This window comes from Mycolicibacterium austroafricanum, from assembly GCF_000612725.1.
Classification (GTDB): domain Bacteria; phylum Actinomycetota; class Actinomycetes; order Mycobacteriales; family Mycobacteriaceae; genus Mycobacterium; species Mycobacterium austroafricanum.
This window is the reverse complement of the sequence record NZ_HG964451.1, coordinates 148,751-175,402: the sequence shown is the minus strand read 5'-3', so window position 1 is coordinate 175,402 and position 26,652 is coordinate 148,751. Positions and strand designations below refer to the sequence as shown.

25 protein-coding genes and 2 pseudogenes are annotated in these 26,652 nt (G+C 63.7%); 18 read left to right on the top strand and 9 right to left on the bottom strand.

Going from position 1 to position 26,652, the window contains the following annotated elements; all coding sequences use genetic code 11:
• The 3 genes from BN976_RS07510 to BN976_RS07500 all read right to left on the bottom strand — a co-directional run bounded on the left by BN976_RS07510 (position 1) and on the right by BN976_RS07500 (position 3,208).
• Complete coding sequence (locus BN976_RS07510; protein ID WP_084182244.1) at positions 1-1,140, bottom strand: Gfo/Idh/MocA family protein; 1,140 nt, start codon at positions 1,138-1,140, stop codon at positions 1-3.
• Positions 1,141-1,148: 8 nt separating this feature from the next.
• On the bottom strand, positions 1,149-2,297 hold the full coding sequence (locus BN976_RS07505; RefSeq protein WP_036369637.1) for a DUF1972 domain-containing protein: 1,149 nt from the start codon (positions 2,295-2,297) through the stop codon (positions 1,149-1,151).
• Positions 2,298-2,407: 110 nt separating this feature from the next.
• The gene (locus BN976_RS07500; protein WP_051558358.1) at positions 2,408-3,208 is read right to left on the bottom strand and encodes a class I SAM-dependent methyltransferase; all 801 of its coding nucleotides are present in this window, start codon (positions 3,206-3,208) and stop codon (positions 2,408-2,410) included.
• A gap of 469 nt (positions 3,209-3,677) precedes the next feature.
• Between BN976_RS07500 and BN976_RS34305 the strand changes: the two are divergent.
• The 3 genes and pseudogenes from BN976_RS34305 to BN976_RS33540 form a co-directional block, all read left to right on the top strand.
• A pseudogene (locus BN976_RS34305) lies at positions 3,678-4,769 on the top strand (sialidase family protein); the annotation flags it as partial.
• A 598-nt stretch (positions 4,770-5,367) separates the two neighbouring features.
• Positions 5,368-6,638 (top strand): IS3 family transposase gene (locus BN976_RS07490; protein WP_109489571.1). Its coding sequence is split into 2 segments (ribosomal slippage): positions 5,368-5,641 and positions 5,641-6,638, totalling 1,272 coding nucleotides; the frame shifts between segments, so codons are not numbered across the junction.
• An 89-nt stretch (positions 6,639-6,727) separates the two neighbouring features.
• The gene (locus BN976_RS33540; protein WP_145977928.1) at positions 6,728-7,609 is read left to right on the top strand and encodes a hypothetical protein; all 882 of its coding nucleotides are present in this window, start codon (positions 6,728-6,730) and stop codon (positions 7,607-7,609) included.
• Positions 7,610-7,695: 86 nt separating this feature from the next.
• On the opposite strand, the gene rfbD is transcribed toward BN976_RS33540, so the two are convergent.
• The 3 genes from rfbD to rfbA are packed head-to-tail and all read right to left on the bottom strand — an operon-like array spanning position 7,696 to position 11,031.
• Positions 7,696-9,147 carry a dTDP-4-dehydrorhamnose reductase gene (rfbD, locus tag BN976_RS07485; protein ID WP_036369627.1) on the bottom strand — a complete coding sequence of 484 codons (1,452 nt, stop codon included), beginning with the start codon at positions 9,145-9,147 and terminating at the stop codon, positions 7,696-7,698.
• A gap of 16 nt (positions 9,148-9,163) precedes the next feature.
• Positions 9,164-10,162, bottom strand: coding sequence for a dTDP-glucose 4,6-dehydratase (rfbB, locus tag BN976_RS07480; RefSeq protein ID WP_036369615.1), 999 nt, complete (start codon positions 10,160-10,162; stop codon positions 9,164-9,166).
• Complete coding sequence (rfbA, locus tag BN976_RS07475; RefSeq protein WP_036369612.1) at positions 10,162-11,031, bottom strand: glucose-1-phosphate thymidylyltransferase RfbA; 870 nt, start codon at positions 11,029-11,031, stop codon at positions 10,162-10,164. Before rfbA ends, rfbB begins: the two co-directional genes overlap by 1 nt.
• A gap of 164 nt (positions 11,032-11,195) precedes the next feature.
• Here rfbA and BN976_RS07470 point away from each other — a divergent pair, with 164 nt between their 5' ends.
• From BN976_RS07470 to BN976_RS07425, 10 genes and pseudogenes are all read left to right on the top strand, one after another.
• Entirely contained in the window at positions 11,196-11,768 is a 573-nt protein-coding gene (locus BN976_RS07470; protein WP_051558357.1) for an arsenate reductase/protein-tyrosine-phosphatase family protein, read from the top strand.
• Between the two features lie 247 nt (positions 11,769-12,015).
• A complete protein-coding gene (locus BN976_RS07465) occupies positions 12,016-13,506 on the top strand; it encodes a sugar transferase (protein WP_036370396.1) in 1,491 nt (496 codons plus the stop codon).
• 400 nt (positions 13,507-13,906) lie between these two features.
• Positions 13,907-15,441 (top strand): annotated as a pseudogene (locus tag BN976_RS07460) (sugar transferase).
• 171 nt (positions 15,442-15,612) lie between these two features.
• Positions 15,613-16,260, top strand: coding sequence for an undecaprenyl diphosphate synthase family protein (locus BN976_RS07455; RefSeq protein ID WP_199558913.1), 648 nt, complete (start codon positions 15,613-15,615; stop codon positions 16,258-16,260).
• Positions 16,261-16,267: 7 nt separating this feature from the next.
• Positions 16,268-17,665: an NAD(P)/FAD-dependent oxidoreductase gene (locus BN976_RS07450; RefSeq protein ID WP_036369609.1), complete on the top strand. Its 1,398-nt coding sequence runs from the start codon at positions 16,268-16,270 to the stop codon at positions 17,663-17,665.
• A 569-nt stretch (positions 17,666-18,234) separates the two neighbouring features.
• Complete coding sequence (gene ltrA, locus BN976_RS07445) at positions 18,235-19,608, top strand: group II intron reverse transcriptase/maturase (RefSeq protein WP_199558912.1); 1,374 nt, start codon at positions 18,235-18,237, stop codon at positions 19,606-19,608.
• A 110-nt stretch (positions 19,609-19,718) separates the two neighbouring features.
• Complete coding sequence (locus tag BN976_RS07440) at positions 19,719-20,237, top strand: PH domain-containing protein (protein WP_036369606.1); 519 nt, start codon at positions 19,719-19,721, stop codon at positions 20,235-20,237.
• Between the two features lie 41 nt (positions 20,238-20,278).
• Positions 20,279-20,851 carry a YdcF family protein gene (locus BN976_RS07435; protein ID WP_084182242.1) on the top strand — a complete coding sequence of 191 codons (573 nt, stop codon included), beginning with the start codon at positions 20,279-20,281 and terminating at the stop codon, positions 20,849-20,851.
• A 20-nt stretch (positions 20,852-20,871) separates the two neighbouring features.
• Positions 20,872-21,117, top strand: coding sequence for a FitA-like ribbon-helix-helix domain-containing protein (locus BN976_RS07430; protein WP_036369604.1), 246 nt, complete (start codon positions 20,872-20,874; stop codon positions 21,115-21,117).
• Positions 21,117-21,533, top strand: a complete 417-nt coding sequence (locus BN976_RS07425) for a type II toxin-antitoxin system VapC family toxin (protein ID WP_036369602.1) — start codon at positions 21,117-21,119, stop codon at positions 21,531-21,533. Before BN976_RS07430 ends, BN976_RS07425 begins: the two co-directional genes overlap by 1 nt.
• Positions 21,534-21,549: 16 nt before the next feature.
• On the opposite strand, the gene BN976_RS07420 is transcribed toward BN976_RS07425, so the two are convergent.
• Genes BN976_RS07420 through BN976_RS07410 form a run of 3 tightly spaced genes read right to left on the bottom strand, consistent with a single transcriptional unit; the run spans position 21,550 to position 22,991 of the window.
• Positions 21,550-21,903, bottom strand: a complete 354-nt coding sequence (locus BN976_RS07420) for a hypothetical protein (RefSeq protein WP_235622026.1) — start codon at positions 21,901-21,903, stop codon at positions 21,550-21,552.
• A 5-nt stretch (positions 21,904-21,908) separates the two neighbouring features.
• The gene (locus BN976_RS07415) at positions 21,909-22,277 is read right to left on the bottom strand and encodes a chromosome condensation protein CrcB (protein ID WP_036369601.1); all 369 of its coding nucleotides are present in this window, start codon (positions 22,275-22,277) and stop codon (positions 21,909-21,911) included.
• 42 nt (positions 22,278-22,319) lie between these two features.
• Positions 22,320-22,991 carry a GtrA family protein gene (locus tag BN976_RS07410; protein ID WP_036369597.1) on the bottom strand — a complete coding sequence of 224 codons (672 nt, stop codon included), beginning with the start codon at positions 22,989-22,991 and terminating at the stop codon, positions 22,320-22,322.
• Positions 22,992-23,121: 130 nt separating this feature from the next.
• Here BN976_RS07410 and BN976_RS07405 point away from each other — a divergent pair, with 130 nt between their 5' ends.
• From BN976_RS07405 to BN976_RS07390, 5 genes are all read left to right on the top strand, one after another.
• The gene (locus BN976_RS07405) at positions 23,122-24,282 is read left to right on the top strand and encodes a 5-(carboxyamino)imidazole ribonucleotide synthase (RefSeq protein ID WP_036369595.1); all 1,161 of its coding nucleotides are present in this window, start codon (positions 23,122-23,124) and stop codon (positions 24,280-24,282) included.
• Positions 24,279-24,779 (top strand): 5-(carboxyamino)imidazole ribonucleotide mutase, encoded by a 501-nt coding sequence (gene purE, locus BN976_RS07400; RefSeq protein ID WP_036369585.1) that lies wholly within the window; start codon positions 24,279-24,281, stop codon positions 24,777-24,779. The genes BN976_RS07405 and purE overlap by 4 nt, the downstream gene beginning before the upstream one ends.
• Before the next feature lie 155 nt (positions 24,780-24,934).
• A complete protein-coding gene (locus BN976_RS07395; protein WP_036369583.1) occupies positions 24,935-25,774 on the top strand; it encodes a type IV toxin-antitoxin system AbiEi family antitoxin in 840 nt (279 codons plus the stop codon).
• Positions 25,775-25,932: 158 nt separating this feature from the next.
• Positions 25,933-26,220 (top strand): type II toxin-antitoxin system Phd/YefM family antitoxin, encoded by a 288-nt coding sequence (locus tag BN976_RS32480; RefSeq protein ID WP_084182240.1) that lies wholly within the window; start codon positions 25,933-25,935, stop codon positions 26,218-26,220.
• Positions 26,217-26,621 (top strand): type II toxin-antitoxin system VapC family toxin, encoded by a 405-nt coding sequence (locus BN976_RS07390; RefSeq protein WP_051558355.1) that lies wholly within the window; start codon positions 26,217-26,219, stop codon positions 26,619-26,621. Before BN976_RS32480 ends, BN976_RS07390 begins: the two co-directional genes overlap by 4 nt.
• The last annotated feature ends 31 nt before the right edge of the window (positions 26,622-26,652 follow it).

The following is a 26,652-nucleotide window of genomic DNA, read 5'->3' as shown; positions in this document are numbered from 1 at the left end:
TCATCTGTTCCTTCCGACGCGCGTGCCACCTGCACGACGGCGGTGCCTGAACCAACTCAGCACCCGCGGAATCTTCTCGGGCGGCCGGTCACGATCGTCGCTTTGACTGCCGAGGGTGCGAACGCTGCCGTCCACGCTGTGGAGGATTGCATACAGCAGTTCGTCGGTGATGCACGCCTCGGTGAAATCCGAAGAACCGGACACGGCGTGCTCGCTGACCCGCTTCAACCACGTGTCCAGTTGGGCTGAGTATTCCTCGCCGCGAACGTAAAAGTCGACGTCGTTGGTAAGTTCGGTCGTGTAGCGAACCGTCCAACCCTTCCCGTACCCGTTTGGTGCCAGCGCGTCGTCGCGTAGATACACCTGGACTTCCTGGCGGTCAGCGAAGATCTTGCCGTTAGTGCCCCAGATCGACACCCGCGTCGTCATCTTTCGGTGCGATTCGTCCGACCAACTGACCGACAACTGGCCGCTCACGCCGCTCGGCCATCTCACTGTTGTGAACACTTCGTCTTCAGTCTCCGAGGAAAAGACCTGTCCGAGAACGGTTCCGGAAACAGACATGGGGCGCCCGAAGTACCAAGTCATCAAGTCGGCCGGATGCGCCGCGTAGTCATAGAGTGCGCCACCGCCTTCGTCCTTCTTGCTCCGCCATGTGCTGCCTTTGGGTTTAAGAACTACCGGTCCGTACGCCTCACCGAGAACGTGCGTCACACGTCCTAGGACACCAAGGTCGAGCAGTCTCTTGACCTCGGCGAATGCTCCAACATGGCGGTTGTGGTAGCCAACCTGAGTGACCAGACTCTTCCGGCGCGCTAGGTCAGCCAGGGCGGCTGAATCCGCTGGATCGAGGCAAAACGGTTTCTCGCAGAACACGTGGATGCCGCGCTCGAGGCAGTCGCGCACCATCGGCGCGTGGAACTTCGACGGCGTGGAGATCACCGCGGCATCCATATTGGTCGACTGCAACATCTTCTCGAGGTCGGTATAGGTGTCTACGCCGGTGTACTTGCCAAGAATGTCAAGAATGTAACTGCTTGAATCGCATACGCCGACGACCTTGACGTCATGATGTGCATTGATGATCGAGAACTGAGACAAACCCATTTTCCCGAGGCCGATGATTCCGACGTTGACCATTTTCCCCTTCAGACTCGTTCTTTGCGCAGCCGACGCCGCCGTAGGCTCTTTCGCAGCAACGCTTCGTACTGCCCCGCCACATGGTCCCAGGTGAATTCACTTTCGAATCGACTGAGCGCGTTCCGGCTCTTGGCCTCGGCTAGATCCCGGTCGCCCAGCAGGACGTCGATGCACCTCTCGGCGTCCGCGGCGGAGCTGAAGAAGAGCCCGGCATCTCCCGCCACCCAGGTGTTGTACTTGTTGTCGTGGGCAATTACCGGATTGCCAGCGGCCAGTGCTTCGACGAGAGAGGGATTGGTTCCGCCCACGGTGTGCCCGTGTAAATATCCGAGCGAGTGGTAGCGAAGGGCTTGCACTGTCGCCGGATCGTAGATGGCGCCTAGGAAAGCAACTTCGTCGCTGGCGACATCGAGTACCTTCTGATGATACGGGTCAGAATCACCGTCATAGTCCCCGAGGATGGCGAGCTGGACTCCGCGCTTCTTCGCTGAGAAACCTTGAACGAGTTCAAGTATCGAGTTCTCCGGGATTGGGCGAGCGATGAGCGTGAGGTAGTTGTTTGGTCTCAGGCCCACGGCTTCGACCGAAACTGTTGGCGCGTCGTCGATTCGATATCCGCCGTACGTAATCGTCGTGATCTTTCGAGCAGGAGCGCGGGTCCGCAGGTAGGTGTTAAGTTCCGGGTGATCGGCGATCAGTTCGTTGCCGAAGAGGGCCGCAAATCGCTCGTTCACGTAGAGGATGGCCTGCCGAAAGAGGCCCCATCGTTTGCGCGACCATTCGATTCCATCCATGTTGATAACATTTGGAACTCGGTACACGCGCTGCAGGATGTTAAAGATTCCGGTGTTGTAGCCGAAGGTCAGGCACACGTCGCGGTGCTTGACGGCGTGACGGATCGAAAGCCAGTCGAATTTGGCGGTGCCGGTCCAGCCGAGATCCGGCACGGAGATGTTCACTCGGTCGATGCCGTTCCATTCGTCCTCGTAAATGGGGCCGCCGTGGTCCGTTTGGCAATACACGATGGCGCGCCAGCCGTGGTCGACAAGGTAGCGTGCGACATTCTCTGCCGCGGTTTCGAACCCACCGTAGTTCGCCGGCACGCCGTGTGTTCCGAGTATCCGGACAGTCGGGCGGTCATCGGTCAGGCTGGGCATGAATCCTCATTGCAGGAAGTGATACACGCGCGAGCACAAATTGTGCGGCGTTGCACCAAGAGATAGTTGGTCGAATATCGAGTGGGAATGCTGATGTATTGCGTGGTTGATCAGTCCCTACGCTTATGCACGAATACTTGGGCGTCGTAAACATGGATACTTTCGATTCGATTATCGACGGAGACTTTTCCTCGGTCGATTGAACCAATCGATACCGCATCAACGAGTTGTTTGACGACCCCCGCCATGCCGTAGTCGTGACTTTTAAATCGTGTCTGGATCGCAGCACCCTCCACGCGCATATAAAGCTTCTCCAGGGTCGGACGATACTTCGGCGGAACTTTGGCTGCGATCGGGCGTGCAGCGCCCCGCACAGAACGGCGGACACGCTCGCGAATACCTGCCTCGCGAGGATCAGTGACCTGGTCAGTCCCGAAATCGCCAATCGCTTCGCGACGCCCAGTGTAGCGATGCCCGTCCGCCCAATCGCTCCAATAGGCGCAACCCCAATCGTCGATGACGTATATACCGCCAGGCTTTAGATGATGACGGAACAGATGCCAAAAAGAGTCGCGGGTGTACTCGCCAAGGTGCGAGGCATCATCAATGATGATGTCGAAGCCCTTAGGCGCCACTTCAGAGCCGATGCGGTTAAGAACCGCCGTGTCCTGCTGGAATCCTTGATATACGTGGATGCGCCCAGAGTCATCATCGACAGGAATGTGGTTTAAGTCCAGCCCTGCTATCTGCCCGTACGGAAACAGATCTCGCCAGAGATACATTGAGCCACCGCGTTGAACGCCCAGCTCGAGAAGTGCAACCTCTTCTCCGAACAGGTGCCCGAACTCCCGCGTATAGCGGTCGAGGTAGAGCTCTGACTTGTCGGTGTCGTATTCCCCCAGATCGATCACGACTTTAGGCTAGCCCCAATGTGCGTTACCCGCCACGGCCGGGCGGAGTTGGACATGCGGCGAGGCTAGATCGCGGATCCGAGAGTGACACGTGACCAGATGTCGGTCGCGGTGCTGCACACGTCGGGGCCGCATCGGGTGCCGAACGAACCTTCAGGTTGATGCCCAACCTGTATGGCCCCACGTTTTGCGTGGATAGCGAATCCGTCGCACGGTGTTTTGTTTAGATTGTTGCGGTCGGCGCTCGTCACACAGCAGTATGCGGCCCTGAATTCACCCGCGTCGGAAGCTGCGAAAGAAGGCTTGACTGGGGTGCGTTGTTCCTGACCGCCTTGGAAGGAGTGCGCTAGGGCCACGCAGGAGATGACGTAAGCAGCTCGACCTTGCGGCAGTCTCGGGACAAGCCACAGGCTGGCGTAGCCGATTTGTGGCGACGGGCAGACTCGCGAAGACTAGACGCAAGTTGACTATGGACTACGCGATCTATGACCCCGACATCACCACGACCATGGTGGTGAACCCCTATGACGACCCGAGCGGCCTCACGTACGTTTCGAACTCGTCTCTCGCGTACTACGGCGGGAAGTTCTGGGCGGTGATGGATGGCACCACTGAGGGCATGACTGAAGGCTCTCCGGGCCAGCAGATCTATCTCACCACGTCAACCAATGGGATTGAGTGGACGCCGGCAATCAGACCGTTTGGGGACAGTGCGTACTGTGAGAATCCGATCGGCGGTCCCGCCCTGCAATGGCAGCCGAACTTAGTAGTCGTGGGCGAAGAACTTTGGTGCACTTGGACTGCTGCAGACGGGTATGTGTCGAAACTCGCTTCGCCAATGGGCAAGTGGACGAACTTTCGCTTCGAGTTCGATGGATTGGCGGCGATCACTTCTCAAATAGCGTCGGGCGACCTCACTCCCGGGCGGAGCGCGCGTGCGAGCTATGGCGGGATATCCGACTGGTTGCCATTCTTCAGTCAGAACCCCATCTTTCTGGCTGATGGTGTTCTGGTCTGCCCGCTCACCATTTACAGCCGAACGGAGTCGAATCAGACGCCTGCGGCAGACAGTTTCCTACGCTCGCTGAAGTTCAATGCACTCATGAGCACCACCGATGGCAGTACTTGGTCGATGACTTTGATCGATACATCGGCCTTCGGGGATTTTTGTGCATGGGAGCCCTTCGTGGTGCAGAGCCGGGCTGGCCATGTCTACGTGTACAGCCGCAACCTGAACACCCTCGCTGCGGATCCCGACTTCCTATTGGTCGCCGAGAGCAAGGACGGAGGTAACACCTTTTCATCCTCGGTGTCGACGAAGCTGCTGGTGCCGTCCTCGCGTGGTTTTGCCCGCCGTATCTCGGCGAGTCGGTGGGTGATGGTGCATGCGGATCATCCACAGAGATCTGACCAAACACCTAACCAGAGGTTGTCGCTGACTGGCCGGCGTAACGGCTCCCTGTTTGTGAGCAGACAGGGAGTTGATGATTTCGTACCAGGGGTCAACTTCTCTGGCAAGGACACCTCAATGAACTACCCGCAGTTCATAGCGGGACCAGACGATGCCTTGTACATCAACTACACCAGTGGAGTAGGTGTGGACATTCGTCGGTCATTGCGAGTTGTCAGGGTGTCACCGTTGCCTAGGGATGACCTTGCCTACGTCCATCCCCGAAGCGTGAACATCTATGCCGACCGTTCTCCGACCCGTCCTGCCCGTCAATCAGACAGTGCCGGAATGTATTACGACTTCGACGCGCGTAGCCAAGTTTTGTCACGGATCTCGCTCGTCGCGTCATCAGGCGTGACATATACAGCTTGGCTGGAATGGGACACAGGTGGCGACGCCATCATGGATAGCCGTGCAGCTGGTGCTGAGACGTTTGGCCAGGTTCTACATCTTGATGGGCTTGCGATTCGTTCGCTCAATTTTCGACACGGATTTACGCTGAAGCCCGAAACGCCAACCTTCGTTGCGGCTACTGTTGATAACTCCGCTCAGACAGTGCACCTGTACGTGGGAAGCGGGGGCGATATCCTCATGTCGACAAGAGGCCATTTCAGGTCTGTTCGCTTCACCAACCAGCCAGCAGATGGTGACACCATGAACCACCCCGGGTTTGATGCACACCTTCTTTCGAGGGAAGGTTGTTCGCATTATGCCGAGGAAGTACGACGACGAGTTCAAGGCCCGGGCGGTGCGGTTGGTCACCGACCATGCCGAGGAGTACGACAGCCGCACGGCCTGTATCAGCGCGGTGGCCAAGCGGTTGGGGGTGTCCTACGAATCGCTGCGCCGCTGGGTGAACCAGGCCGAGGTGGATACCGGGGTCCGTGACGGTGTGCCCACCGATACGGTGCGCGAGTTGCGCGAGCTCAAGCGTAAGAATCGTGAGCTTGAGGAAACCATCGAAATCCTCAAGGCGGCAACAAGTTTCTTCGTGCGGGAGAGCGACCCGCGACACCACTGATCTGTGCGTTCATCGCCGAGCATCGTGCTCGGTTCGGGGTCGCTCCGATCTGCCGCGTGCTCACCGAGCACGGCTGCCAGATTGCCCCGAGAACCTTCTATGCCTGGCTGACCCGACCCCCGTCAGCGCGGACCCTCTGGGACACCGTGATCACCGAAGTGCTGGCCGGCTTCTACGAACCTGACGAGCACGGCCGCCGGAAACCTGAGTCGTTGTACGGCGCCACCAAGATGTGGGCTCACCTGCAACGCCAGGGCATCGCCGTGGCCCGTTGCACCGTGGAACGCCTGATGCGGGCCAACGGCTGGCGTGGGGTCACCCGCCGCAAAAAGGTTCGCACCACGATCGCTGACCCGGCCGCGGCGCGGGCAGCCGATCTGGTCAAACGCCAGTTCCGGGTGCCCGCCCCCAACGTACTGCTGGTGGCGGACTTCACTTACGTCCGCCTGGCCAGCGGAGCGTTCGTATACACCGCGTTCGCCATCGACGCCTTCGCGGGCCGGATCGTCGGGTGGACCTGCTCAGCCAGCAAGGAAGACAGGTTCGCGCGCCAGGCGATCCACCATGCCGCACAACTCCGAATAAACGAAGGTAATCCGTTGTTGGGCAATACTATTCACCACAGCGATGCAGGCTCGCAATACACCTCCGTGCGGTTCGGCGAGACCCTGGCGCTGTCCGGACTGGTGGCGTCGATCGGCACAGTCGGGGATGCCTTCGACAACGCTCTGGCCGAGACGACGATAGGGCTCTACAAGACCGAAGCCGTCCGCGACGACTCACCGTTCCGGCGAGGTCCGCTGCACCGCCTGACCGACGTCGAACTGCTCACCGCTGAGTGGGTGCACTGGTACAACACCGACCGGCTCATGCACCGCCTGGGCCGCATCCCACCGACCGAGTACGAGACCATCCACTACGCTACAAACACAGCCCAGCCAGAGGCTGCACACCAGTAACCAGGTGTGCATCAAACCCGGGGCGATTCACCATCACGATCGATGGCGTCATATACACCTTTAGTCTGAGCCCTGAACGGGACAACGACGTGGCGATCGGCGCTTTTGTGGGAGGAACGATTGTCAACCTCTGCAGCAAGCTGGTGGCGAACTCGGTAATGAGTACAGCTCCGGGTGCCAATCGTTTGATCATGGCGCGCAGGGATATTGCCGAGTTCACAGTAACTTGCGGATCGCCGCACATTAATAACGAGACGTCAATCCCCCTGAGCGGAGGTCACGTTGGCTTCGGTAGCCCCGTCGGCCAGTCGAAGCTTCGTAGCTACGCTGGGAAGATGTATGACGCGCGAATATATGACAAGCCGTTATCGGCTGAGAATTTGTCGTACGTATACAACAAGTGGGCTGCGCGATTTGGATTGAGTCTCTTGCATGACGCCGGCATCGACCCCGGTGGTCCAGTGTTGTGCCTCGATCCCGGCAACCCCGATCCGCAGATGTTCGTCATGCCGGGAGGGGCCGGACCGGCGCGTTGCGAGCGGTTGGGCGCGAACCTCCTGCGCATTCATGGCGAAGGGTCTGCGGGAGTCGAATTGCCCTATGAAACAACTCAATTGAGAATTCGATACAAGTTGTCCGGCATTCCTGTCCGGGGGGAGAGGTACGTGATTGCAACGTTCGGTAGCGTGGCGCAACCCTTGCGGCTGCATATCGACGCGGCGAATCCCAGAAATCTCTACGCCAACGATGTCCTGGTGGCTGCAGTAGACAAACCGACATCCTTCAACAACCTGATAATCACCTTGTCCAACAACAAGGTTGCCGTTGGCAGTCTCAATTTCAATTTTCCCGCCATGCCCCGCTGCTATCTGGGCAGCGCATTCCCTGAGAACTCACTGCCTGCTTCGAGGAGCATCGATTACGATGTCTCGGCGATGAAGGCTGTGCAACCGCGGAATCCAGATCCATGAGTTTGTGCGGGCAGGCCTCGGCATTCGACGGGCTAATCCGCTTTCTCCTAGCGCAGCGCCAAGCCATTGTGGCGCAACCGCTCCGGTCACTCGATCCGTGCAGTTGGCCGCTGTCCCGCCGAGCCTACAGCCGACTGGACATAGGCGGCTAGGAACTTGTCGACGTCTACCGGGCCGTAGCCTGTGGATTCGATCTTGCTTAGATCCAGAGCACTGTTGCGTGGGCGGGGCGCTACGGAACCATTTGCAGATGCGAAGTACTCCTCAGTGCTAATTCCCTTCACCCTGTTCGCGTCCTGGCCGGCAAGGCTGAATACCTGCCGCGCGATATCCGCCCATGTGGTGGGTTCGCCGGACCCGGTCACGTTATATGTCCCGTATGGGGCGCGCGTCTCGAGAAGGTGCCGTATTGCCCGGGCCAAGTCCGAACTGGAGGTCAACCGCCCCCACTGGTCGTTGACTACGGATGGATTGATCCCTCGTTGAGCTAGCGACAGCATCGTACGTACGAAATTGCTGCCGTCGCCGATCACCCACGAGGTGCGAACAATGTAGTGGTGCGGCACCGTGGCCACGACGTGATCCCCGGCAGCCTTCGTCTGCCCATAGACTCCCAGCGGAGACAACGGGTCGTTCTCCTTGTACGCTCGGGTGGTGGTGCCGTCAAACACATAGTCGCTGGAGATGTGTACAAAGATGATTCCTTTTGCAGCAGCGATTTTCGCGAGCTTGGAGACGCCGGTAACGTTGGTAGCCCATGCAGCTTCGCGTCCCTCCGGCGTCTCTGCCGCATCTACCGCGGTGTAAGCCGCGGCGTTAATCACGACGTCGTACTCGCCCCATCGTCGAGCCGATGCGATGTCCGACGTGGTCAGGTCAAGATCGTAACGCCCAGCGAATTCGACGTGTGAAGCAGCGCCGTACACTTCGCGCAGGGCTCGCCCCAACTGTCCATTGGCGCCAAGGATCAGGATCTTCCGCGGTGGAAGTGGGGCAACGTCTGCCAGTCGTGGATGGGCTCGATCCTTGGCGGATAGTTCCGCCCGATCCAGGGGGATCGGCCAATTGATTGCAACGGTCTCATCGGCAAGATTGAGGAATGTGTACACCGCGTCGGGGGAGTAGTGATCGTTGACTAAGTAGATGTAGGCGGTGTCCGGTTCCAGCGTTTGGAACGCGTTGCCGACTCCGCGGGGGACGAACACTGCGCGGGATGGATCGAGTTGGGCGGTAAACACCGTCCCGAATTCCGGCCCTGTCCGTAGATCAACCCATGCACCGAAGATGCGGCCGGTTGCGACCGAGACGAACTTATCCCACGGCTCGGCGTGGATACCGCGCGTTGTCCCGACCACGTCGTTGAACGACACGTTGTTTTGGACGGGCTCGAACTCCGGCAATCCGGCGGCGATCATCTTCTCGCGCTGCCAGTTCTCTTTGAACCAACCACGGTTGTCGCCGTGTACCGGTAGCTCGACAACCACCAATCCCGGGATCGGGGTCGCCTCCACGCGTAACACTTTGCCGTACAACGTCACCAGGCGCTTCCTCTGCTCACTGCCCGAGCCTGGCGTAGAAGGCCTCAGTGGCGTCCTTAGTAGGAGCCCACCATTCTTCGTTGTCCTGATACCACGCGATGGTCGCCGTCAGGCCATCCTCGAAGTCGCGGTAACGCGGCTGCCAGCCGAGCTCCTCACGCAGTTTGCTGGGGTTGATGGCATATCGCAGGTCATGGCCGGCGCGGTCCGTGACGTGGTCGTAGGCATCCGCCGGTTGGCCCATTATGGTGAGTATCAATTCGACGACTGTCTTGTTGTCCTTCTCGCCGTCCGCGCCGATCAAGTACGTCTCACCGATGCGCCCGCTGTCCAAGATGGCCAGCACCGCTGAGGAGTGGTCGTCGGCATGAATCCAGTCGCGCACATTGCGCCCTTGGCCATACAACTTTGGTCGAAGCCCCCGAAGCACATTGGTGATCTGGCGGGGGATGAACTTTTCGACGTGTTGATAAGGGCCGTAGTTGTTGGAGCAGTTCGAGATCGTCGCAGGTACGCCGAATGACCGCACCCACGCCCGGACCAACAGGTCGCTGCCAGCCTTTGTCGCCGAATATGGCGACGACGGGTTGTACGGCGTCTCTTCGGTGAAACGATGAGGATCACCCAGTTTCAGGTCGCCGTACACCTCGTCGGTTGAGATGTGGTGGAAGCGGGTGCCGTGCCTGCGTGCGGCCTCCAGCAGGGTGAACGTGCCAACCAAGTTGGTGCGCAGGAACGGACGCGGATCATCTAGGGAGTTGTCGTTGTGGGACTCGGCGGCATAGTGGACAACCGCGTCGGCGCTGCTCATTAGGTCGTCGACCAGTTGGCCATTGCTGATATCCCCGTGAACGAACTGGACACGGTCGTCGGGCAAACCGGCCAACGAGGCCCGGTTACCGGCGTAGGTCAGTTTGTCGAGGACAATCACGGTGTGGTCGGTGTGGTTAACCACGAAGTGGGCGAAATTCGAGCCGATGAAACCTGCACCCCCGGTCACGAGCAGTCGTGCCACTAGCGGCGCCTGTCCAGCAGATCCAGGAGGTAGGCGCCATAGCCCGATTTGATCAGCATCTCCGCTCGCTTACGCAGCTCGTCGTCACTGAGATACCCTTGCCGCCAAGCGATTTCCTCGGGCGCCCCGATCTTCAGGCCGGTGCGCCGTTCCATCGTGCGCACGTACTCGGCGGCGTCGGTCATCTGGTCGAACGTCCCAGTATCCAACCATGCGGTGCCCCGCGGCAGCATCTGAACCTGCAATCGGCCCTGCTCGAGGTAGGTGCGGTTGACGTCGGTGATCTCGTATTCTCCACGGTCACTCGGAGTAAGTGCCGCCGCGATGGCGACGACATCATTGTCGTAGAAGTAGAGCCCTGGCACGGCGTAGTTGCTCTTTGGCTTCTTGGGCTTCTCCTCCAGTGACACCGCCAGACCGCTGGCGTCGAACTCGATCACTCCGTAGGCCGAAGGTTCAGCCACCCAGTAGGCGAAGATTGCACCGCCATGGACGGTGTTGAAGCATCTGAGTTGTGTCCCCAGCCCTGGGCCGTACAGCAGATTGTCTCCCAGAATAAGTGCGACACTGTCGGAACCGATGAAATCCGCGCCGATCGTGAACGCTTGGGCGAGGCCATCCGGTGAGGGCTGCTGGGCATAGGTCAGCGAGATCCCGAATTGGGAGCCGTCGCCGAGCAACCGCTTGAAGCTGGCGGCGTCGTGTGGCGTCGTAATCACCAGAATGTCGCGGATGCCCGCCAGCATTAGTGTCGACAACGGGTAGTAAACCATCGGTTTGTCGTAGACAGGTATCAGCTGCTTTGAAACCCCGAGCGTGATCGGATGCAGACGCGTGCCTGCACCTCCTGCCAAGATTATCCCCCGCACCGCGCCATCGTCGCATATCGGTCACTATGGGGCCTTCCGTGTGCGGCCGAACGCCCGTGTCGCGTGAGAAGGTCACTATCGCCAACTACTATTCGGTCGCGCAATAATCGCGCATCTTGTGGGGAGCGGCCTATTCGCGACCTCCGCACCGGTTGTCCGGCGACATGTACTGCACGTGCCGAAATGGCAGTGAGGGGACTGCTCTGCACATTCTTTTTGTCTGTACGGGAAACATCTGTCGATCGCCGATTGCGGAGCGGCTCGCGGCTGCTCATGGGCGAAGGCTGCAGATTCCGGGGTTCACCGTGTCTAGTGCAGGAACTCGGGCGGTGATTGGCCACGAGGTGCACCGGGAGGCGGCTCTCGTGCTTGAGCAGCTGGGTGGTGATGCCTCCGGCTTCGCTGCCCGGCAACTCACGTCCAGAGTCGCTTCGGGTGCTGACCTCATAGTCACCATGACGAAGGCGCATCGAGACGGTGTGCTGGAACTCGTTCCGAACAGACTGCACCAAACCTTTACGTTGAGCGAAGTATCCCTGCTCGTTTCCAATTGCGGCGCGGAGACGGTCGCAGACCTCTCGGCAATGCGCCCCGAGCTGACCAACAGTGAGCTGCTGGACATCCCCGACCCAATTGGTCAGAGCTCCGAGGTTTTCGCGGCTGTCGGGTTGCGGATTGCGGAATTGTTGGTCGCTGTCGTTGACCTCTGTTGGCGGTCGTCTCCTCGCGTCGAATGATGATCGCTGCGCAGGGCGGCAGTGGCCCGCTCCAGAACGACGAGCGGTCGGGTCTCGCCGACTCTTGTGCGTGAGCCACCGTGGCCTCGTTGCTGCACGGCTTTCGGACGTAACGCGTACGTGAATTTTGGGAGTCTGAACGGGCTCTCCGTGTTACGTTGCTGAGCGAACTATCCATACGCCTTGAGAAGTGCGGTCGCGTTGGGATAAAGTTCCTGCGCAAGGGGGAAAACGTGTGGGGGAATACGTGACGGCGGTTAATGATCGGCTGGCAGTCGCAGCAAACATCGTTCCGATACCGAACAGGCTGCCAGCGTGGCAGCAAGGTTACGCGCGGCGCCTCGTAGCGATCGATTTGTTGGGCGTTCTGCTAGCGGTGGGGTTGGCGCAGTGGCTTCGGTTCGGTGGGCTGAGCGGCGAGGTATCGGCTTATCGATACATCGATTACACCGTTGTCTCCGCTGCGATCGCGGCCCTCTGGATGCTAGCCCTGTCCATTAACCGTTCTCGTTCACCGCGCGTGATCGGAGCCGGCGCCGAGGAGTACCGCCGCGTCTGGTTGGCCACGTTGTCGGTGTTCGGCGGCGTCGCCATCATCTCGATGCTTTTCAAACTCGAGATCGCCCGCGGTTACCTCGTGATCGCGCTGCCCGCCGGCCTTATGTTCCTCGCCCTCGGTCGCTGGTTCGCTCGTCAGGTCGTCGTCAGGGCTCGCAAGAAGAATGGCAGTTGTATCACCCGCGTTCTGGTAGTCGGCAGCCCATCTGCAGTGCGTGACCTCACCAAGTCTTTGGCTCGAGAACCGGGGTCCGAGTACCAGGTGGTCGGCGCATGCCTGCCCGGCCCTATGCGGCGCGACCGGGTCGACGTCCCGGGCGTCGGAGCTGTGCCCACCTATGGCGACGAATCCGACGTCGTCGACGCGGTCCGCATCACCGGCAGCCATGCCGTCGCCGTCACCGCCACCGAGCGCCTCGACGGCCGCGGCATCCGCGACCTGTCCTGGGAGCTCGAAAGCCTCGACATCGACCTACTCGTCTCACCCGGTGTTGTCGATATCGCAGGCCCACGCTTGCAGATGCGCCCGGTCGCCGGACTGCCACTGATCCACGTCGAAAAGCCGCAATACAACGGTGCCAAGCGTTTTCAGAAGCGGTTCTTCGACATTGTGTTTTCCAGCACCGTGTTGCTCTTCGGGCTACCCGTCCTGCTCGCGGTCGGCGTCGCGGTGAAGTTTACTAGCCGGGGGCCGGTCTTCTATCGTCAGGAGCGAATCGGCCTGGATGGCAAGCCGTTCCAGATGATCAAGTTCCGCACCATGGTCGATGGTGCGGACAAGATGGTCGACAAACTCGCGGCTCAGAACGAGAGTGAAGGCGGCGTGCTCTTCAAGATCCGCCAAGACCCCCGCGTCACCCCAGTGGGGCGGCTCCTGCGCAAGTACAGCATCGATGAGCTGCCCCAGTTCATCAACGTGCTCAAGCGCGACATGAGTGTCGTCGGGCCGCGCCCGCCGCTGGCGCGCGAAGTCGAGACCTACGACGACCACGCGATGAAGCGCCTCCTCGTCCGGCCCGGCATCACCGGCCTGTGGCAGGTCAGTGGACGATCCGATCTCTCCTGGGAAGATTCGGTTCGTCTGGACCTGTTCTACGTCGAGAACTGGTCGATGATCTCTGACTTGATCATCGCGATCAAGACAGTCAGGGCGATGCTCAGCCATTCAGGCGCGTATTGAGGTAGGCCATCCGGCGAGTCCGCGGTGTGCGACAGAGTGCGTTCCGCAGCTTTTCCATGTCGGGGACGCGCCCTATCAAAGTGGATGATCCCCCCGGCGGCGCCGAAAGCTGCTGGCACCCGAAGCGTTGGAACACTGACGGCGCCATTAAGGGATGACAACCCGCCACCCGTGCCGGTCAGGCGGGACAGTGGGCTGGTTGGAGCGGAAGGGGCTAACCCTTACTTTGCCGTCGCCGCATCAGCGTAGCGCGACACTTAGCCCGGTCCACTCGCGTGATTCCGGAGTAGCACGGACCAGACAAGAATCATGAAGCAAATATGACGCCCGCGTAATCCGCTGCACCGCCACCCACAGCGTCCCTACAGTTTCTTCCAGAATCTGTCCGGGGGGCTGGAGTATGCAGGCGAATTTCGACGCGGCGGCCCGCGCGCCCAGCGATAGCCCCACGGTGCCGCGGTTGAATGCCGAGACATCGCCGGCACGCGGCGATACCCCGAACTCGTCCCGATGGTTCAAAGATCTGCGCAAGGAGCCCGGGCACCGGACTGTCACCGTCGTCTTGGACCTCGCGGCAGCCGCGTGCTCCGTGGTGCTGGCCCTGTGGTGGACCTCCGGCCCGATCTTCGAGCGCCACATTGCGATGTGGGTCTGGGAGTTCGTCCCGATCCTCGTGCTTGTCCTCGCCTCCCGGCGGCTGTACCGGCACAGGCTCAGTCCCCACTTCCTCGACGAGCTGGAACCCGTGCTGACGTCAGTGTCGGTGGCCGCACTTGTGACCCTGGCCTTGGTGCTTCTGGAGGAACCCCGCCTCGCCGCGGGCGAGGCGCCCGGCGACTACGTGCGCCCCGGCGAGGTCGCAGTGAAGCTGTGGGTGTGTGCAGCCGTGCTGGTACCCGGTGTCCGTCTCGTCAGGTCACTGACGCAGCGCTACCTGCGCCGTCGTTTCCGGTTCGGAACCAATGCCATCGTCATCGGCACCGGGCCGCTCACCCGTCAGCTCATCCATCGGATGCGCCAGTCGCCGGAGTACGGGCTGCACCCGGTCGGGGTGCTTGACGACACGCCGCCGGGCGGCGGCCTGCCCGACGTGCCCTACTTGGGAACCACCGCCGATCTCGAGAACGCAGTGCGCCGCACGCACGCTGACGACCTCATCGTCGCGCCGTCGTCGACGCCCGATGAGCGGCTGGCGCTGACCGCCCAGCACGCCGAGGAGCTCGGCCTGCGGGTCCGGGTGGTGCCCCGGCTGATGGATGCCGTCGGCGTCAACGCCCGCGTCGAACACCTGGGCGGCATCCCGCTGCTGGTGCTCAACCGCGCCGATCCGAAAGGGTGGCAGTTCGCCGTCAAGCACGCGTTGGACCGCTCACTGGCCGCGCTCGGTCTGCTGCTCATCTCGCCGCTGTTCCTCACGCTCGCGTTGCTGGTCAGACTCAGCTCGCCGGGCCCCGTGTTCTTCGGCCAGGACCGCATCGGCCGCGACGGCAAGGTCTTTCGCTGCCTGAAATTCCGCACCATGCGGCCCCCGGATCCCGCCGACGCGGGCTTCACCCCCGACGCGGGCGCCGCGCCCGGGGGAGTGGAGGGAGACGACCGACGCACCCGCATCGGCAGGTCATGCGCAAGACGTCGATGGACGAACTGCCTCAACTGATCAACGTGGTGCGCGGCGACATGAGCCTGGTCGGGCCGCGACCCGAGCGGCCGCAGTTCGTCGAAATGTTCGACATACAGATCCGGCGCTACGGCCAGCGGCATGGCGGCAAAGCCGGGATGACGGGCTGGGGGCAAGCGCACGGCCTGCGCGGGCAGACCTCGATCGCCGACCGCGCCGAGTTCGGCAACTACCACATCGAGAACTGGTCGCTGCTGCTCGATTTCTGGATCCCGATCCTGATTGTCCTGGCCGTGCTGCGGCCTGCCGAGGACTGACGTCGCCGCCATCGCTTCTGGCATCCGGCGTAGCGAGGCGGCCCCGCTCCCGCCCCGGATTCATGATCAACGTCATGCTCCCGCGCAGGATCGCCGGATTGATGATCGGGAGACCATAACTCCGGTTAGATTTGCTGGCAGCGGTCGCGACGTTTGGGGGGTGGTTTCGCCATGAAGCCGGCTCATGTGGGCCTGATCCCCGACGGTCTGCGGCGGTGGGCCCGCGCCAACAACACGACGTTGACCGACGCCTATCGACGCGGCGCGGAGACCGTCGTCGAGCTCCTGCTCGCGCTGCACCGCAACCAGGTGCAGACCGCCACGGTGTACAACCTCAGCCGCGCCAACCTGGCGCGTCCCAGCGACGAACTGGACGCGGTGTACGCCGCCTCCACCTACTTCCTGTCCACGCTGATCCCCGCCCGCTTCGACCCCGCCGAATGCGGTGTCCGCGTCCACGGCGACCGCAGCCTGCTGCCCGACGCATTCGTCGCCGCGGCCCGCGACATCGAAACCGCGATGACCGGCGACGGGTTCCGCGTCAACGTGCTGGCCGGCTACGACGCCGCCGACGAACTGCGCGCCGCCCACCAGCGGGCCCTGCGCGACGGCTGCGACATCAACGACGCCTTCGAGATCGGCGAGGTCGACCTCGTCATCCGCACCACCGCGGAGCCGCTGCTCAGCGGATTCCTGCCGATGCAGAGCCAGTACGCTCAGCTGCTGTTCCTCACCACCCCGCTCAACGAGCTGACCGCGCAGCACATCGACGGCTTCATCGAGGACTACCGGCACTCCCCGCAGCTGCGCGGACGGTGAGGCCGCGATGACGTCCCCCCGCAGCCCGCTGATCATCGGCGCAGGCCCCGCCGGCCTGACCGCCGCCCTGGAGCTGATGAACCGGGGCGTGACACCGCGCCTCTACGAAGCCTCGGCCGAAGTCGGTGGCCTGGCCCGCACCCCGACCGACGGCGACTGGCGCATCGACCCCGGCGGGCACCGGTTCTTCACCCGCAACGAAGACATCATGGACCTGTGGAAGTGCCTGCTGCCGCACGACCAGTGGCTGGTGGTCGGGCGCCGCTCGGCCATGCTTGTCGGCGGGCACTACGTGCGCTACCCGCTGCTCGGCCGAGACCTGTTGACCCAGATGGGATATCGGCGCGGTCTGCGCGGTCTCAGCAGCCTGGCGTGGTCGCGGCTCAAGCGCAACTTCCGGCTCAACGACCGCGACGAGAACTTCCGGCAATGGGGTGTCGGCGAATTCGGCAGGCACTGGTACGAGATGTTCTTCGACGGCTACGTCCGCAAGACCTGGCTCACCGAACCCGAACACCTCACCAGTGACTGGGCCAACCAGCGCATCAAGCCGATCGGCTGGCGCCGCAGCCACGACTCCGACCCGGCGTCGCGCGACGTGTTCCGTTATCCACGGCTCGGACCCGGCCAGCTGTGGGAAGCCGCCGCCGGCACCCTGGCCCACAACGGCGTCGTCCCCCGGCTGAACTCGCCGGTCACCAAGCTCGGCTTCGACGGCGCCACCTGGACCCTCGAGCTCGCCGACGGTGACACCGCCACCGGCGACGCGGTGTTCTCCAGCATGCCGCTGCGGCTGCTCGTCGATGCGCTGGAACCCGCGCCGCCCAAGCACATTCGCGCGGTGGCCGCCGCCCTGCGGCACCGGTCGTTGATCACCGTCGCCGTCGGCGTCGACACCCGCCGCGACATCCCGTTCAACTGGGTCTACACCCCCGGCAAGGACTTCCACTGCGGCCGGATCCAGAACTACCGCCGCTGGTCCAACGACCTGGCCCCCCGCGGCTTCGACGGCGCCTTCCTCGGATTCGAGTACTTCATCGCCCCCAACGGTGACCTGTGGAACGCCGACGACGAACACCTCACCGAGCTGGTCACCCAGGATCTGCGCACCCTCGGCTTCGGCGGCGCGGCCGTCGCACGCGTCATGATCGTCCGCTGCGAGTTCGCCTACCCGATCTACGACCCGGTACGCGACCGCAGCGTCGTCCGCATCCGCGACTACCTGCGGCAGCAGTACCCGTCGCTGTATCCGATGGGCCGCAACGGCATGCACCACTACGACAACCAGGACCACGCCATGCTCAGCGCCATGCGCAGCGTCGCGCGGGCCTTCGGCGAGAACGTCGACCCGTGGCAGGTCAACACCGATATCGGCTACCACGAATACGGCCTGCTGCGAAAGTAGGGCCCGCCCCGGGCCCGGCCCCGCCGTCCCGCAGACGCCGCCGCGAATCCCCAGTACAGTGCTGCCGTGTTGCGTCCTGAAAGTTGGACTGGACTAGCGGGTGGAAGTCCCGTCCCGGTAGGTACCGGAGCGCCGGGTAGCAGGCCCCGGTTCGTCGTGGAGACGCGGCGGGCTGAGCGGGGTGTCGAGAGCCTCTTCGGAGGGAGCAAGTGTGCGGGCCGTAGCGTTAAGCGAACTCTGCAGCCTCGTCAAACTCACAACGGGAGAGCTGAGCCGCTCATGTCACGGCGAAGGCCATGTCCGGCGAGCCCTGGTCCGGGGTTAGCTCGTCGGGTCTCTCCGGGGTACGGGAGATGGCACGTGCACACAGTCTGGTTCGGAACAGGAGAGACCCGTCTGCCCCGCCTTCGTCGGGCAAAGACCAAGGGTATAAGCCGATGGTGAAATCCCTTGGAGGGCAGCGGGAGTCCGATGGGGTCGTAGTACCGCTGATCGGCGTGCAACATAACGCGCCGGGAGGGAAGGGCCCTGACTTTGATCACGCGGGTGAAGCGGGTAAGTGCGAGGGCATGACCGGGATGTCTCGGTCCAACCACCCCGGCAGGCGATTGCCTGTCGTAGCCGACGAGGAGCCGCTTGCGGTGTCGCCGGTGAAAGTGCGACAACTGCAACGCACGCTATGGGCTGCGGCCAAGCAGTCGCAGGGTCGGCGTTTCCACGCCCTGTATGACCGTGTCTACAGGGGTGACGTCCTGTGGGAGGCGTGGGAGCGGGTGCGTAAGAACAGGGGTGCGGCCGGGGTGGATCGTGTCACCTTGGTCGCGGTGGAGGAGTACGGCGTGGACCGCATGTTGCGTGAGTTGCGCCATGACCTCCGCGAGGGTGTGTACTGTCCGGCGCCGGCGCGTCGGGTGGAGATCCCGAAACCACGGGGCGGTACGCGGCCGTTGGGGATTCCGACGGTGCGGGACCGGGTGGCCCAGGCGGCGGCCAAGATCGTGCTGGAACCGATCTTCGAGGCGGACTTCATGTCGTGCTCGTATGGGTTTCGGCCGAAACGGTCGGCCACGCAGGCGATGGAACGGCTTCGTGTCGGCTTCATCGAGGGCTCCCAGTTTGTGGTCGAGTTCGACATCGCCAATTTCTTCGGCGAGATCGACCACGACCGGCTACTGGCTGAGGTCAGCAGACGGGTCTCGGACCGGCGGGTGCTCAAACTGCTGCGGTTGTGGCTGCAGGCGGGAGTGATGGTGGACGGGGTGGTGTCGCGGACGGTCGCGGGCACTCCGCAGGGCGGGGTGATCTCGCCGTTGTTGGCCAACATCTATCTGCATGTGCTCGACACCGAACTCGCTCGACGCAATGTGGGTGAGTTGGTGCGCTACGCCGATGACGGTGTGGTGTTGTGCCGCAGCGCGGCCCAAGCTGAGCACGCTCTGGCGGCGGTGGGGGAGATCCTGGCGTCGTTGGGGTTGCGGCTACATCCGGACAAGACGAAGGTGGTCGACCTGCGTGAGGGCGGTGAGGGCCTGGACTTTCTGGGTTGTCACTTCCGGGCACGTATGTCGGGGCGGTTGTGGGAACAGAGGCGCATCGTGCGCTACTACCTGCACCGCTGGCCCAGCCAAACGGCGATGGTTCGCTTGCGGGAGAAGGTTCGTGAGCGCACCGGCCGTAACCGGGTCGGATTCGACATCCGTGATGTGATCGCGGTGTTGAATCCGATCTTGCGTGGCTGGGGCAACTACTTTCGCACCGGCAACGCCGCCGACAAGTTCCGCCAGATCGACCACTACGTCACGCGGCGCCTGAAGGAGCTTCTGATCAAGAAGCGCGGTCGGAACCTGCGTGCTGGACAAGCCGATCAGTGGACTGAAGAGTGGTTCAACGGGCACGGCCTGCACCGCCTGCGCGGCACTATCCGCTACCCGAAGGCAGCGTAACCATGCACAGAAGATCATCGGTAAGCCGTGTGCGGGAAAACCGCACGCACGGATTGAAAGGGGGATGGGGAAACGGATCCGCTCTGCGGACACCGCGCCCCTGACTACCAATGGGCTACCCGGAAAATGTGCTGGCCACCGACGAACACGTCGTCCTGCACCGCCACCCGCACTGGGGGAGACTGACCATCCCGGCGCTGATCCTGATCATCGCGTCGGCGGCGGCCGCGTTCCTGGCCGGCTACGTCAACACCCTGAACTGGGAGCAGAACGCCAAGACCATCGTGTTCGCCGTCATCGCGGCGGTCTGGCTCATCCTGGTCGGCTGGCTGTCGGTCTGGCCGTTCCTGAACTGGTGGACCACCCACTTCGTCATCACCGACCGCCGCGTCATGTACCGGCACGGCCTGCTCACCCGCTCGGGCATCGACATCCCGCTGGCCCGAATCAACAGCGTGGAATTCCGGCACGGCCTCGTCGACCGGATGTTCCGCACCGGGACGCTGATCATCGAGTCCGCGTCGCAGGATCCGCTGGAGTTCCAGGACATTCCGCGCGTCGAGCACGTCCACTCGCTGCTCTACCACGAGGTGTTCGACACCCTGGGCTCGGAGGAGTCGCCGAGCTGAACCCGCTTCTCTAGTCTGGGGGAGGTGTTCGACGGTCGGCGGTGCGTGTGATCCGGCGTCGTCACCTTCTGATCCCGGGGGCGACGGCGGCGCTGGTGCTGCTGCTGTTCCTCAACGGCCTCACCGGAACGTTCCTGTTCGCGCATTCGAAGGTGGACCCGCTGGCCCGCGCCGACGCGATCGTCGTGCTCGGCGGTGAACACGACGGCCGCGAAACCTACGGCCTCAAGCTGGCCGAGCAGGGCTACGCGCCCGTCGTGCTGCTGTCGAATCCGTACCACGCCAAGGACAAGGTGATGACGAAGGCGTGCGCGCCGCGCACCGACATCCGGGTGATCTGCCGGGCGCCGGAGCCGTCCACCACCCGCGGCGAGGCGATGATGACCCGCGAACTTGCCGACAAGTACGGCTGGACCACCGTGATCGTCGTCAGCTGGCGCTACCACCTGCCGCGCGCCCGCCGGATCTTCGACCAGTGCTTCACGTCCCCGACCCGCCACGTGATCATGCGCGACGTGCCCCGCAAGTACCCGTTCTCCGTCGCTCAGTGGCAGTACACCTACCTCTACCAGTACGGAGGATGGGTGAAGGCCGAGATCCTCGGCTGTCCCTGATATCACGCTATCATTGGCTAATGGCTCAGATTCTGATCCGCCAGCTCGACGAAGATACGAAATCCAAATTGCAGCGCATGGCCCGTCGGCACGGCCGCAGCACTGAAGAAGAGGTTCGCGAGATCTTGCGAAACGCTGTTCGTGGCGTCGACGAGGCGCCCAGTCGGCTCGGATCCCGCATTGCGGCTCGGTTCAGCGGAAGGGGACTTGACGTCGACATCCCCGAACTGCGTGGCAACCCCGTGCGCCCCGCACAGTTCGACTGATGATTCTGCTCGACACCAATGTGCTTTCGGCACTGATGAGGGACAGGCCCGATCCCGTAGTCGTGGACTGGCTCGACAGCGAGCCGGCGGAATCCATCTGGACCACCTCGATCACGATCTTCGAAATCCGTACCGGAATAAGCGTTCTCGCGCAGGGGCGGCGCCGGAGTGCGCTTGACCACAGCTTCACGCAGCTACTCGCCGAGGATCTCGACGGCCGCGTGCAAGTCTTCGATCTCGCCGCCGCGGTCGCTGCTGGTGAGCTCGCGGCAGAACAGCAGCGAAACGGCAGAACCGTCGAGATTCGCGACGTCCAGATCGCGGGAATCGCCGCATCCCGGCGGGCGGTGCTCGCGACCCGGAATACGCGGCACTTCGAAGCGGCGGGGATCGAACTCATCAATCCGTGGGCGTGATGACGGCGATGTACTACTAGAACTTGTAGTACGCCGTCACGCCCGCCCGCAGCGCCAGGTATCCGGCCAGCGCACACGTCACCCCCACCGCGCAGTACACCGCAAGTCGCTTGGTGACCCGCAGCGCGGTCGGCAGGATCGCGCCGCGGTCCAGCCAGATCGGCGGCGCTACGCCGAGCGCGACCATGCTCGCCGCCGACCCCAGCACCCCGAAACTCACCAGCGCGGTCAGCGACGCCGAATGCTTCTGCGCGCCAAAGGCACCCATCAGCGCGCACACCGCCGCCGTCCACGCCAGCCGGCGGCCCTGCCGCTGTGCCACGAACGTCCCGAGCGCGGCCCCCGCGGCGCCGCCGAGCGCGACCAGCATCCACGTCACCGCGCCACCAGCCTGGCCGCCGCCAGCCCGCACAGCAGGCCGGCGATCGCCGCGGCCGGCGTCAACGTCAGGAACGCGATCGACAGCCGCGGCGGCTGACTCACCGTCGCCACCGCGTAGGCGCTGAGGCTGGCCGCGCTGGCACACACCCCGACCGCGACGCTGTGCAGCGCCGACGTCACCCCCACCGCCATCAGGTAGGTCGCCACCAGGAACGCCAGCCCGACCGTCACGATCGTGGAGATCAACAGCTGTTTCGGCTGCGGCCAGGCCTGGGCGAGGGCGTAGCGGATCAGGGCGCCGAGCGCGCCGCCGATGACGAGGGCCCACGGCGGCGCTTGGAAGCGGCGGTGTCGACCCGGCACGTAGTCAGGCTATGCAAAGACCGTCGGTCCGGCAGCGCCGGTTTACGAGGTCTTCGACACCCTGGGCTCGGAGGGATCGCTCGGGCGCTGCTTCCAGCGCCGACGGCTGGGCCGCATCGGGGTGACGTTGTCCGGGCCGTTCGGGTGCCGCAGCTCGTACTCGTCCTCGAGCACCTCGGCGAACCCGCCGCCGGTGAGCGTGGACTCCAGCGCCTTCTCCGGGTTGCGCGCGAACTCGTCCGGGAACACGAAGCGACGGAACGCCCAGAACCGGAACGCCATCTGCAGCAGGTTGCCGATGATGTAGGCCGAGACGAAGTCGGCGACGTTCTCGGCGGCCAGCGACACCATCGGCACCCGCAGCATCAGCACATAGCTGGACACCCACAGCGGGGCCATGCTCAGCAGCACCCCCACGCCGCTGACCCCGAAGAACAGCAGCGCCTCGTGGTGGCGTTCGCGGCCGCCGCGGTCGCGGAAGCTCCATTCCCGGTTCAGGATGTAGGACGCGATCACCGCGACGATGCCGGCGATGATCTTCGCCGTCACCGGCTTGGGCTCCAGGATCGTCAGCTTGAGCGTGAAGAAGATCGCGGAGTCGATGACGAAAGTCGTCGCGCCGACGATGGCGAACTTGATCAGCTCGTGGTGCCGTTCGGCGTAGGGACGGATCGGGCCGGGAAGTCGGCGGATCGTCGCATCGGCAAAGGACACAAGGAGCCAGTTTACGGAACCGGGTGCCCAGATGCCGCATCGCGCCGTCACCGCAGGTCAACGGTGTGGTGTCGGGCGTGGCACCATGTACGCCGTGTCACGAACCCCCGCCTCGCCTCCCGTCGTCGCCATGATCGGCGGCGGTCAACTGGCCCGGATGACCGCCCAGGCCGCTATCGCGCTCGGTCAGACGTTGCGCGTGCTGGCGGTCCGCAGTGATGAGTCCGCCGCCCAGGTCACCCCGGACGTCGTCCTCGGCTCGCACACCGACCTCGATGCGCTGCGCCGCGTCGCCGACGGGGCGACGGCGTTCACGTTCGACCACGAGCACGTGCCACCGGCGTTGTTGGAGCAGTTGGTGGCCGACGGGGTCAACGTGCTGCCGCCGCCGTCGGCGCTGGTGCACGCGCAGGACAAGCTGCTGATGCGTCAGCGGCTGTCGTCGCTCGGGGTTCCGGTGCCGCGCTATACCGCGGTCGGGTCGGTGGACGACGCGGTCGCGTTCTGCGCGTCGGTGGGCGGGCCCGTCGTCATCAAGACGGCGCGCGGCGGTTACGACGGGCGCGGCGTCATCATGGCGTCTTCGGTCGCGGAGGTTCGCTCCGTGGTCGCGCAGTATCTGGACGACGGCGTGCAGCTGCTGATCGAGGAGCGGGTCGCGATGCGCCGTGAGCTGGCCGCGCTGGTGGCGCGGTCGCCGTTCGGGCAGGGCGCGGCGTGGCCGGTGGTCGAAACCGTGCAGCGCGACGGGATCTGCGTCACGGTGCTGGCGCCGGCGCCCGGGCTGTCCGACGAGTTGGGTTCTGCCGCTTCGGAATTGGCGCTGTCGGTGGCTTCGGCGCTCGGGGTGGTCGGGGTGCTGGCCGTCGAGCTGTTCGAGACCGTGTCCGGCGGCCTGCTGGTCAACGAGCTCGCGATGCGCCCGCACAACTCCGGGCACTGGACCATGGACGGCGCGCGCACGTCGCAGTTCGAGCAGCACCTGCGCGCGGTGCTGGACTACCCGCTGGGCGACACGTCGGCGTTGGCGCCGACGGTGATGGGCAACGTGCTGGGTGCTTCGGTCACGCCCTCGATGTCGATGGACGAGCGGGTGCACCACCTGTTCGCGCGGATGCCCGACGCCAAGGTGCATCTCTACGGCAAGGAAGAGCGGCCGGGACGCAAGATCGGGCACGTCAACATCGTCGGCGGCGCCGAGTCGGTGGAGTCGCTGCGGGAGCGTGCGGAGCGGGCGGCACACTGGTTGTCGCACGCAGAGTGGACCGACGGATGGGATCCTCACGCATGACGCCTCGGGTGGGCCTGATCATGGGCAGCGACAGCGACTGGCCGGTGATGTCGGAGGCCGCCGAGGCGCTGGCCGAATTCGACGTGCCGTTCGAGGTCGGCGTGGTCTCGGCGCACCGCACACCGGCCCGCATGCTGTCGTATGCCGCCGAGGCCGCGGGCCGCGGTCTTGAGGTGATCATCGCCGGCGCGGGCGGGGCGGCGCACCTGCCGGGCATGGTCGCGTCCGCGACGCCGCTGCCGGTGATCGGGGTGCCGGTGCCGCTGGCGCGGCTGGACGGCCTGGACTCGCTGCTGTCGATCGTGCAGATGCCGGCCGGGGTGCCGGTGGCCACGGTGTCGATCGGCGGCGCGCGCAACGCCGGGTTGCTGGCGGTGCGGATCCTCGGCGCTGCCGATGGTGCGCTGCGGGATCGGATGGCCGCGTATCAGGTCTCGCTGGAGCAGATGGTTTTGCAGAAGGACGAGGCGCTGCGGCAGAAGCTATTGGGGGACTGAGCTTCTCCTGCGCTGCTGCTCGCGTTGGGCCTGCTGCTGCGTTGAGTCTGCGGTGAGGGCGGGGAAGTGCGGGTGAGGGCCGCCGCTGGTGCAGTCTCAATGCAGCCTGTGGATAGCTTCAGCGCCGTCAGCGCCAACCGTGCCACGCTGCGGCTGTGGGGGTGTTCATCGGCAGTGTGGCGCTGAGCCGTGGCGCGGTCAGCCGTCATGAGCTGCGCGCGCACTACCGCAGGATCTTCCCCGATGTCTACGGGCCCAGATATCGCGCGCTCACCCTGGCTGACCGGACGACGGCGGCGTGGCTGTGGTCGCACCGGCAGGGCGTGGTCTCGGGGCTTGCGGCGTCTGCGATGCACGGTGCGAAATGGGTAAAAGACGATGTACCAATCGAATTGAACTGGCCGAACCACCGCGCGCCAACGGGGATCGTCACCCGCGATGATTCGCTGCTCGACGACGAGATCACCCGTATCCGGGGCGTGGCCGTGACGACGCCGGAACGGACCGCGTTCGACCTCGCCCGAAGGGGAAAGGTTGGCGAAGCCGTCGCGAGGCTCGACGCGCTGGCGCGTGCCACGCACTTCAAGGTCGACGACGTGCGCGAGCTCGCCGGCCGTCACCCACACAATCGCGGCCTCCGGCGGCTTGACGGCGTGCTCGATCTGGTCGACGCGGGCGCGGAGTCACCGCAGGAAACGTGGCTGCGACTCTTCCTGATCGAGGAGGAGTTTCCGCGGCCGAGCACGCAGATCCCTGTCCTGGGGCCTTCCGGTTATCCGAAGTACTACCTCGATATGGGCTGGGAGGACATCAATGTGGCCGTCGAGTACGACGGCGAGCACCATCGGAACGATCAGGCCAGCTACCGCAACGACATTCTGCGGCTGGAGTACATCCAGTCGGTGGGCTGGGTTGTCGTCAGGGTCGTGGCGAAAACCAAGCCAGAGGACATCAAGGCCCGCGTCGCGGCCGCCCGTGCATCGAGACTGCGCTGACAGCGGCAAAGTCCGAGTGGGGCGCGCCCTCAGCGCAGTCTCAAATGCCGTCAGCGGACGAATACGCCCGTTTGGACGACAAGCCCGTCCGGCCGCCGATGCGGGTCCGGTCTCACTGACACCGTAGAGGCTGCCTCGGGCGGGTCGATGTAGCACAAATGGTGCTACGCTGTGGTGTGGAGCGAATCGGAGTCAGGGAGCTACGACAGCACGCCAGCACGTGGGTGGCCAAAGCGCAGGCAGGTGAGACGATCGAAATCACCAGTCGCGGCCGCTTGGTGGCGCGCTTGACACCCGTGGCGGATGCTCTGGTCACTCGAGAAGCACTTATCGACTCCGGCCAACTTGTGCCCGCGGCAAGCCCTCGTCGAATGTTCGATCGCGCACGGCTTGTCGACGCCGCGCCGCTTTCAGCCCTCCTCGATGAGCAACGCGCGGACCGGTGATCTATCTCGACACTTCAGCGATGGTCAAACTCGTTGTGGCCGAGCCGGAATCCGAGGAACTGATCGATTGGCTCAACGAGCGTCTCACGCACGCCCCGATAGTCACCAGCATCATCGGTCGCGTCGAGCTGCATCGGGCCGCGTTGCGTGCCGGGGCGGAAGCGATGGCTGCGGCTCGTGAGGTGCTCGATGGCGTCGACACGCTCGTGCTGACCGAACCCATTGCAGCGTTGGCGGGCACCATGGTGCCTGCCGAGTTGCGCACACTCGATGCTCTGCACCTGGCGACGGCCGAGATTCACCGGGAAGGCCTTACCGCGATCTGCGCATACGACCGTCGTCTCGTCGATGCCGCCCGAGCCCGCAAGCTCCCGGTGGTAGCGCCGGGAGTTTCGGTGTAGGACCAGGTTCAGACATCCTCGGTGCGGCCGC

Bases quoted from the DNA above. Each gene is read 5' to 3' on its own strand.
- BN976_RS07450 (WP_036369609.1), top strand. From the start codon at position 16,268: ATGACGTCCCCCCGCAGCCCGCTGATCATCGGCGCAGGCCCCGCCGGC.
- BN976_RS32480 (WP_084182240.1), top strand. From the start codon at position 25,933: ATGGTGCTACGCTGTGGTGTGGAGCGAATCGGAGTCAGGGAGCTACGA.
- BN976_RS07430 (WP_036369604.1), top strand. From the start codon at position 20,872: ATGGCTCAGATTCTGATCCGCCAGCTCGACGAAGATACGAAATCCAAA.
- ltrA (WP_199558912.1), top strand. From the start codon at position 18,235: ATGACCGGGATGTCTCGGTCCAACCACCCCGGCAGGCGATTGCCTGTC.
- purE (WP_036369585.1), top strand. From the start codon at position 24,279: ATGACGCCTCGGGTGGGCCTGATCATGGGCAGCGACAGCGACTGGCCG.
- BN976_RS07505 (WP_036369637.1), bottom strand. From the start codon at position 2,297: ATGCCCAGCCTGACCGATGACCGCCCGACTGTCCGGATACTCGGAACA.
- BN976_RS07510 (WP_084182244.1), bottom strand. From the start codon at position 1,140: ATGGTCAACGTCGGAATCATCGGCCTCGGGAAAATGGGTTTGTCTCAG.
- BN976_RS07440 (WP_036369606.1), top strand. From the start codon at position 19,719: ATGGGCTACCCGGAAAATGTGCTGGCCACCGACGAACACGTCGTCCTG.
- BN976_RS07455 (WP_199558913.1), top strand. From the start codon at position 15,613: ATGAAGCCGGCTCATGTGGGCCTGATCCCCGACGGTCTGCGGCGGTGG.
- BN976_RS07470 (WP_051558357.1), top strand. From the start codon at position 11,196: ATGTACTGCACGTGCCGAAATGGCAGTGAGGGGACTGCTCTGCACATT.
- BN976_RS07420 (WP_235622026.1), bottom strand. From the start codon at position 21,903: ATGCTGGTCGCGCTCGGCGGCGCCGCGGGGGCCGCGCTCGGGACGTTC.
- BN976_RS07425 (WP_036369602.1), top strand. From the start codon at position 21,117: ATGATTCTGCTCGACACCAATGTGCTTTCGGCACTGATGAGGGACAGG.
- BN976_RS07405 (WP_036369595.1), top strand. From the start codon at position 23,122: ATGATCGGCGGCGGTCAACTGGCCCGGATGACCGCCCAGGCCGCTATC.